This window comes from Myxococcus sp. AB025B (assembly GCF_006518215.1).
GTDB classification, from domain to species: Bacteria; Myxococcota; Myxococcia; order Myxococcales; family Myxococcaceae; genus Myxococcus; species Myxococcus fulvus.
Genome location: NZ_SRLW01000387.1, coordinates 1 through 7,866 on the forward strand (window position 1 = coordinate 1; position 7,866 = coordinate 7,866).

A 7,866-nucleotide genomic window follows, 5' to 3' on the forward strand; every position below is an offset into this window, starting at 1 on the left:
GAACCGCCCCGCCGCCTCCATCAACCCGACGTTGCCCTCCGCCACCAGCTCGTCCTGCGGCAGCCCCGTCCAGCGGTACTTCCATGCCAACCGCTCCACCAGATTCAGGTGCTCTCGTACCCGCGCCTCGACCACCGCGCCCGGCACCTCAAGCTCAGGGGACTCGCAGAACTCGCTCACCTTGATGGCTTCCATGGACCTCCTCCGGTTCATTCGCGGCGAACCAATCGCCGCGAACGCCCCAAGAGATAAGCCACCGCCATCCTTAAAAAAATTAGGTAGTTTGAACTCAATTCATAGGTTATTTCTAAGCCCATGAGCTGGCTCAACTACCACCATCTCCTGTATTTCTGGACGGTTGCGCGGGCGGGCAGCATCGCCAAGGCGGGCGAGGAGTTGCACCTCGCCCAGCCGACCATCAGCAGCCAGCTCAAGCTGCTGGAGGAGTCGCTGGGCCACAAGCTCTTCGAGCGACAGGGCCGCAAGCTGGTCCTCACCGACGTGGGCCGCACCGTCATGCGGTACGCGGACGAAATCTTCCGCCTGGGCAACGAGCTGAAGAACGTGGTCGCGGGCCTCCCCCCGGGCCAGCAGCTACGGCTCAACGTGGGCATCCTCGACGTCATCCCGAAGCTGGTGGCCGAGCAGCTCCTCAAGCCCGCGCTCGAGGCGGGGCCCTCCTTGCGCATCATCTGCCGCGAGGGCCCGCTGCCCCAACTGCTCGCCTCCCTGGCGCTGCATGAGCTGGACGTGGTGCTCGCCGATGCCCCCAGCTCCGAGCCGGTCAGCGTCCGCTCCTTCAACCACTTGCTGGGCAAGTGCGGCGTGTCCTTCTTCGCGGCCAACAACCTGCGCCACCTGAAGAAGGACTTCCCCCGCTCGCTCGACGGCGCACCCGTGCTGCTCCCCTCGGACGAGTCCTCCGTGCGCCGCTCGCTGGACCTCTGGTTCGAGCGACAGAACCTGCGCCCGCTCATCGCCGGCGACTTCGACGACAGCGCGCTGCTCCAGGCCTTCGGGCAGAGCGGGCACGGCGTGTTCGCCATGCCCTCCGTCATCGAGTCGCAGATGGAGCGCGCCTTCAACTGCTCCGTCATCGGGCGCACCGACGAAATCGAGACCTGCTTCTACGCCATCACCGTCGAGCGCCGCCTGCGTCACCCCGCCGTCGTCGCCATCGCCGAGGCGGCGCGCTCGCAGATCTTCAGCGTGTGAGCAGCAGTCACGGCGACTCGCGGAACACCTCCACACCCGCCACCACCGTCGCGAGGACTCGCGCGTCCACCAGGCCCCTCGCGGCGCCCTCCACCGGGTCCACGGACAGGGCCACGAAGTCCGCGTCCTGCCCTGTCACCAGTCGTCCGCGCCGTGCCTCCTCGAACGACGCCCACGCGGGGCCGAGCGTGAAGCCCTCCAGGGCCTCCTGTCCGGTCAGGACTTCTTCCGACCGCCAGCCGCCCTCGGGCCTGCCCGTGGCGTCCTGCCGAGTGCGCGCCGCGTACAGGCCCGCCAGCACGTCCGGGTTCTCGATGGGGAAGTCGCTGCCCAGCGCGAGGTTCGCTCCCGCCTCCTTCAGGCTGCGCCACGCGTAGGCTCCGCGCAGCCGCTCGCGGCCCAGCCGCGTCTCCGCCCAGGGCATGTCGCTGGTCGCATGGGTGGGCTGCACGCTCGCCACGAGCTTCGCCGCGCCCAGGCGCGTGATGTCCTCGCGTCGAAGTATCTGCGCGTGCTCGACACGGTGTCGCAGTGCCTGAGTCCCCGTCACCTCGGAGGCTCGCAGCAGCACGTCCACGACCAAGGTATTGGCACGGTCTCCAATGGCGTGGATGCAGACCTGGAAGCCCCTCGCCATGAACGCGAGCGTCCTCGACTCCAGCTCCTCGGGGGACATCAACAACAGCCCGCGCTGGCCGGGCTCGTCGCTGTAGTCCTCGTGGAGCGCGGCGCCTCGGCTCCCCAACGCGCCATCCGCGAGGAACTTCACCGCGCGCATCGTCAGCATCCTCCCCTGCCAGGGCCCCTGCTCCAGGTACGCGTGCCGCTCATCTCCCTGGCCCGCCGCCATCGCGTAGACGCGCAGGGGCAGCGTGCCCTGTGCGTCCCATTGCTGGAGGACGCGGAAGGCCTCCAGGTCCATGCCCGCGTCGTGAATGCCTGTCAGGCCCACCCGGGCACAGCGCTCCAGCGCCGCGCGCAGTCGCGTCTCGAGCTGGTCCTTCGTGGGCGGTGGCATCGCCGCGGCCACCACGTCCATCGCGTTGTCCACGAGCACACCTGTGGGCGCTCCCCGCGCGTCCCTCAGGATGCGGCCGCCTTCCGGGTCCTCGGTGTCTCGGGTGATGCCAGCGCGTCGGAGCGCCTCACCGTTCACCCACGCCGCGTGGTGGTCCACTCGCGTGAGGAACACCGGCGTCGACGGGAAGCGTGCGTCGAGCGCTTCGCGCCCTGGGAAGGCTCCGCCGGGCCACTCGTTCTGGTCCCAGCCCCGTCCCAGCAACCAGTCCCCCTGGAAGCTGGAGGCAGGCGCCTGCGCCAGGCGACGCACCACCTCGTCCACCGAGGGCGCCTTCTCCAGGCGCACCGTGGTGAGGCTCCGGCCCAGCCCGTGGATGTGCGCGTGCGCATCCACCAGACCGGGGACCACCGTGGCGTCACCCAGGTCCACCTCTCGCGCGCCTGGAGCCGCGGCTCGCACGTCGTCCGGTGAGCCCACGGCCAGCACGCGGCCATCGCGCACGGCCAGGGCTCGGGCCCGTGGATGCTCGGCATCCAGTGTCCAGATTCGCTCCGCCAGATAGACCGTGGTCGCCACCGTGCGCCTCCGTGGGTGCTTGTGCCCGCGCGCACTGTGCGCGAGCCCCGGCGTGCTGTCACGGGCCGCATCCAGATGACTCGGCACGGACGTCCCTCACGGAGGCATCCGTGCCGCTCGAATCATGATGGCTGCGTGAGACGAGGGTCCGCCACGCGCTGGTCGCTACGGCGTCTGCGTCGTGCCCGCGTCCGCCTCGGCGGGCATGGGCGTGGCGGGACCTGGCGGTTCGTTCGGCACGGTCTGCACGGGCTCTCTCACCTGATCAGGCCCCTGTATCGGCGCCTGCGTCTCCGTCCCCGGAGGCTGCGTGGTCTTACAGGCGAACGCTGCGGTGACGCCCAAGCCCAGGGCTGCGATGAGAACGACACGGCGCATGAATCCTCCTCGTCCAAGATGATGGGACTGCCGGTGGCGGCCCATGCCGCGCGAACCTCCTGCCGCAATGTGGGGCCTGACGCCGGGTCCCACCACCCGGTGAGCGGCCTGGCAGGCGGGCGCCCGCGCACGATGCTGGATACCGGACATGCGGTGGGCCATCGCGGAAGAGGCCGTCGGCCATGAGCACCGTTGTGTCGGGAGGGCCTCACCCCTGGGAGCTTCACGGCCATGCGGGATGTCGTCGATGCCGGCAAGCGAGCACCCGCCATTCATCGTGGCGTCGCGCTCGACGTGCTTCCGCGCCGCGCCGCGCTCCTGCGTGGAGGCCGCGCTGAGCCGCTGAGCGGAGTGCCTGGTGACAGCTACGTCGCGGCCATCCTGCGCGCCCTGGAGTCACGCGGCTCCGTCCATTGCCTCGCGACTGACTGGGAGGGTTTCCACGGTGATGGAGGGTCCGCTCGGCGCCTCGGCAACGTCCTCCTTCGGAGGTCGCGCGACATCGACCGGTGCGTCGAAGCCGCGTGGAAGCCGAGGTCGTGCGGCAACAGCATCGGCTCCGAGGCGGATTGGCGGCGGCGCAGCAACGTCTGCCCGCGACGGCTCGACGCCCCGCGGGGCACCCTCCAGGGCTCGCCCCAGTTCCAGGAGGTGTGACGTGCGGCCCTCTCGTTCCATGGGAGCCTCGACACTCCAGCACGCGCGGCGACTCGGAGCGATGGGGCTCCTGCTGTCACTGTCACTGGGGTTGCTCGCGGCGACACCGCCGACAGAGGTCTCGCACGACACGGTGGCCCGGTGCGAGCTGGATGGCGTGGTCGACTCCGGCTCGGGCGCCTATCTGGTCGACTGCGTTCGACGCGCGGAGCTGGGTGGGCACTCGGCGCTGCTGGTCCGATTGGATACGCCGGGTGGTTCGCTGGAGGCCACGCACGCCATCGTGCGTGCGTTCCTGGGCTCGTCCGTGCCTGTACTCGTCTGGGTGGGCCCTTCTGGTGCGCATGCGGGCAGCGCGGGCGTGTTCATCACCCTCGCCTCGAATGTGGCCTCCATGGCTCCGGGCACCCGAATCGGCGCCGCACATCCCGTGGTGGGACTCACCGGCGAGGACCCGGAGGCGGCGGGAGGCTCGCAGCTCGCGCGGAAGGTGGAGAATGACACCGTCGCCTTCGCGGAGAGCATCGCGAAGCAGCGCGGGCGCAATGCCGCCTGGGCCGCCTCCGCCGTGCGCGACAGCGTCGCCGTCAGCGCGGACCAGGCCCGTGAGCTGCGCGTGGTGGAGTACCTGTCCTCCAGTGAGGAGGAGTTCCTCGACCAGGTGCATGGACGCGCGGTCCAGGTGGCCAGCGGGGACACCGTGCGCCTGGACACCCGCGATGCGCGGTTCGTGGAGCTGACGCCCGGTTTGTCGCAGCGGCTGGTCCATGCGCTCGCGCATCCCTCGCTCGTCTACCTGTTGTTCCTCATGGCCGCGCTCGGGCTCGTCGTCGAGCTGACGCATCCAGGCGGCATCGCTCCGGGGCTCCTCGGCGCGGTGGCGTTGGTGCTCGCGTTGATGGCGTCCTCCGCGCTGCCGGTTCGCACGGGGGCGCTGCTGCTGTTGCTGCTCGGCGTGGCGCTCATCGTCGCGGAGCTGTTCGTCACCAGTGGGCTGCTCGGGGCCTCGGGTGTGGTGCTGTTGGGATTGGGTGGACTGTTCCTCGTGGACCGGTTCGACCCGGGCTGGTTCGTGGACCCGTCCTTCCGCGTGACATGGGCCTGGTTGATTCCCACCACGCTGGTGCTCGCGGGGGCCACGGCCTACATCGCGTGGCGAGGCGCGCAGACGCGCAAGTTGCCGCAGCTCGGCGGTGACGCGGGGCTCGTCGGAGAGGAGGGCACCACGCTCTCGCCCACTTCGCCCGAGAACGGCGAGGTCTTCGTCCACGGTGAGCGCTGGCGCGCCACCTCTCCCAAGCCCCTCCGCCAGGGCACCCACGTGGTGGTCCGTCGTGTGGACGGGCTCACCCTCTTCGTCGACGAGGTGAAGCCATGACCGACGTATTCGGACTGCTCGGGTTCCTCATCCCCCTGGGCGCCGTCTTCCTGCTGTTCCTCTCCGGCGTGCGCATCGTCACCGAGTACCAGAACGGCGTGGTGTTCCGGCTGGGACGCTACGTGGGACTGAAGCGCGCGGGCTTCCGCTGGCTCATCCCCTTCGTGGAGCGCATGGTCATCATCGACCTGCGCACCGTGGCTCGGGACGTGCCGCCCCAGGACGTCATCACGCGGGACAACGTGAGCGTGAAGGTCAACGCCGTCGTCTACTTCCGCGTCATCCAGGCGGACAAGGCCGTGCTCCAGGTGGAGGACTATCTCTACGCCACCAGTCAGCTCGCGCAGACCACGCTGCGGGCCATCATGGGACAGGTGGAGCTGGACCAGTTGCTCACGGAGCGCGAGCGCATCAACCGCGAAATCCAGCAGGTGCTCGACTCGCACACGGACCCGTGGGGCATCAAGGTCTCCAACGTGGAGGTGAAGCACATCGACCTTCCGCTGGAGATGCAGCGGGCCATCGCTCGACAGGCCGAGGCGGAGCGCGAGCGCCGCGCGAAGATCATCGCCGCCGAGGGCGAGCATCAGGCCGCGGAGAAGCTCTCCATGGCGGCGGACGTGCTCAGCCGCAACCCGGCCACGCTCCAGCTTCGTTATCTCCAGACGCTGGTGGAGATCACAACGGGCGGCAACCACACCATCCTCCCCATCCCGCTCGACATCCTGCGCGCGGTCGGCGCCGCGGCGGCCCGGAGCGGCTTCGGCTCGCGTGACGAGTCACGCCATGGGCTCGACGACGAAGAGGAGAGCCCTCCCGTGGACGGCTTGACGTAGGCTCCCGCTCAGGACCTGCCTGAGTGGGGCTTCGGATACTGCGTCGGAACATCAACGCCAACGTCTGCCTCAACGGAGGCTTGCTCCTCACGTTCATCCTGGCATGCGCTCCGGCTCGCCGTTACTTCTCCAGCAGCGAGCTCGCGACGCTCGACAACCGGGACATCCTGCGCGTGGCGCCGGGGCCCTGGGAACATGATGCGGTCCCGACTGTCTACTCGAATGCGACCGACGTCCCGGACGACCTCATCATTCCCGCGCTCGCAACGTTGATGACCCTGCCAGGGGCAACCGACGCTTGCGACCCGAGCACCGGGCGACCTCGCGCCGACGCCGCGGAATACTGTCTCGCCGTCTATCGAACGCCCGAGGACTGGCGGGTGTCCTGGCCCATTCGAAATCTCACCGGCGAGCGAAGCGCCTGCACCCCACCTTTCGGTGGTGTCGAGGACAAGGACTTCGGCCGCCAGCTCCCCGTCTTCGGCTTCGCCCACAATCATCCATGCGGCACGAACATGAGCAGCTCGGACCTCCGCGTCTCCCCAGCGATGAAGTCGCCGGAAGGACAATGGACGATGGTCGAGTATGCCGTGGCACCCGACGGGTCTCCTGCTCGCGACGCCCGAGGGCAACTCGTTCCAGTGTGGGCCTGGCTCGCGACGGGCTCCTCGGCCCGGCCCCGAATCTACAAGTGGAATCCCCTGGGAGAGGTCTTCCGCTGGAATGCCGCAGCGAAGCGCTGGTACTTCCAAGCAACCTGCGAACCCCAGCGTCCTGGCAATCTCTCCACGACCCTTCCCCCACCGCGTTGTGTCCCCGAGTTGGATACGATGTCTGAAGCCCGCCCGGAGTGACGCTCATGCTGAAGCCTCTTCAACTGGCGCTCCTCATCTCACTCGTTCCGGACGGCGGCACCCCACCCGTGTCTGTGGCGAAGACCGTGGACGCGGGCCCGGCCGCGCCCTCCGACGCGGGGAGCATTGGCGCCGAGGCCATTCCATGGCCGAAGGACCTCCGTCCCCTGGCCACACTCGAAGGCCCCGCCGTCTTGGCGGCACATGCGGCGCTGCAGCAGGTGCTGGCCCGATTCCCAAAAAGCCCCTCGCCCTCGTGTGAGTCCTCGGCCAAATCACTGGACGTCGTCGTCGGACAAGAAGCCGGCCTCTACTTCGTGCGTGTCGATCGGCGTCCCGAGCGCTGCGGTTGGCCTGCTGGCGCCACGCTCGAACTCGACTGGTTCGAACTCTACGCCGTGTCACCCGATGGCCGCGTTCTCGCTCGCCATCCGCACATGCCCTAACTCGACGGCGGCGCGCGCTTGCTCCCGAAGAGCTCCTCGCGCTCCAGTTGGATGGCCAGCCGGCTCAGCCGCAGCGAGGCCAGCGCCAGCACCGCCACCGCGCCCAGGAGCAACACGCCCAGCGCGAACGCCACCACCGGCAACGGCTCCGGGATGTCGAGCTGACGCTTCGTCAGGTACAAGAGCGACGTCACCACGAACGACAACAGCGCCGTGTACGTGAGCGCGATGGCCCTCGCCAGGATCGCGTGCCGCCGGTCCAGGATGTCCACCTCCTGCCGCAACACCTCCCGCCGCGTGTGCCCCTCCGGCAACAGCCGCACCTCCCGCAACATCTCCCGCATCCGCGTCGTCATCCGCGCAATCTGGTTGTCCAACCCCGTCGCCACGATGCCGCACGCCGACACCATCACCGCCGGCGTCACCGCCGTCCCAATCAACCGTATCGACGAGACGTCCAACCCTTCCGCACCGTTCATCCCCCCTCTGTTCCACCCCTCCCCAC

The 7,866-nt window shown here is 69.0% G+C and carries 9 protein-coding genes; 5 read left to right on the forward strand and 4 right to left on the reverse strand.

Features of this window, described 5'->3' with window-relative positions; translation table 11 throughout:
- Positions 1-195: sigma factor (locus tag FL311_RS38555; protein ID WP_305036183.1), on the reverse strand; the 195-nt coding region annotated here is incomplete at its 3' end.
- Between the two features lie 120 nt (positions 196-315).
- On the opposite strand from FL311_RS38555, the gene nhaR reads away from it, so the two are divergent.
- Complete coding sequence (gene nhaR / locus FL311_RS38560; protein ID WP_046710904.1) at positions 316-1,215, forward strand: transcriptional activator NhaR; 900 nt, start codon at positions 316-318, stop codon at positions 1,213-1,215.
- A gap of 7 nt (positions 1,216-1,222) precedes the next feature.
- Here nhaR and FL311_RS38565 read toward each other — a convergent pair whose 3' ends face one another.
- Positions 1,223-2,812 (reverse strand): amidohydrolase, encoded by a 1,590-nt coding sequence (locus tag FL311_RS38565; RefSeq protein ID WP_141332647.1) that lies wholly within the window; start codon positions 2,810-2,812, stop codon positions 1,223-1,225.
- A 165-nt stretch (positions 2,813-2,977) separates the two neighbouring features.
- Entirely contained in the window at positions 2,978-3,190 is a 213-nt protein-coding gene (locus FL311_RS38570) for a hypothetical protein (RefSeq protein ID WP_141332648.1), read from the reverse strand.
- A gap of 676 nt (positions 3,191-3,866) precedes the next feature.
- Between FL311_RS38570 and FL311_RS38575 the strand changes: the two genes are divergently transcribed.
- From FL311_RS38575 to FL311_RS45680, 4 genes are all read left to right on the forward strand, one after another.
- Positions 3,867-5,225, forward strand: a complete 1,359-nt coding sequence (locus FL311_RS38575) for a nodulation protein NfeD (RefSeq protein WP_141332652.1) — start codon at positions 3,867-3,869, stop codon at positions 5,223-5,225.
- Complete coding sequence (locus FL311_RS38580) at positions 5,222-6,061, forward strand: slipin family protein (protein ID WP_141332649.1); 840 nt, start codon at positions 5,222-5,224, stop codon at positions 6,059-6,061. The genes FL311_RS38575 and FL311_RS38580 overlap by 4 nt, the downstream gene beginning before the upstream one ends.
- Positions 6,062-6,141: 80 nt before the next feature.
- Positions 6,142-6,915: a hypothetical protein gene (locus FL311_RS38585; RefSeq protein WP_141332650.1), complete on the forward strand. Its 774-nt coding sequence runs from the start codon at positions 6,142-6,144 to the stop codon at positions 6,913-6,915.
- A 5-nt stretch (positions 6,916-6,920) separates the two neighbouring features.
- Entirely contained in the window at positions 6,921-7,361 is a 441-nt protein-coding gene (locus FL311_RS45680; RefSeq protein ID WP_228557363.1) for a hypothetical protein, read from the forward strand.
- Here the strand turns inward: FL311_RS45680 and FL311_RS38595 are convergent.
- The coding region (locus FL311_RS38595; protein ID WP_368668612.1) for a DUF2721 domain-containing protein at positions 7,358-7,866 on the reverse strand (509 nt) is incomplete at its 5' end. The two genes, FL311_RS45680 and FL311_RS38595, sit on opposite strands and share 4 nt — an antisense overlap.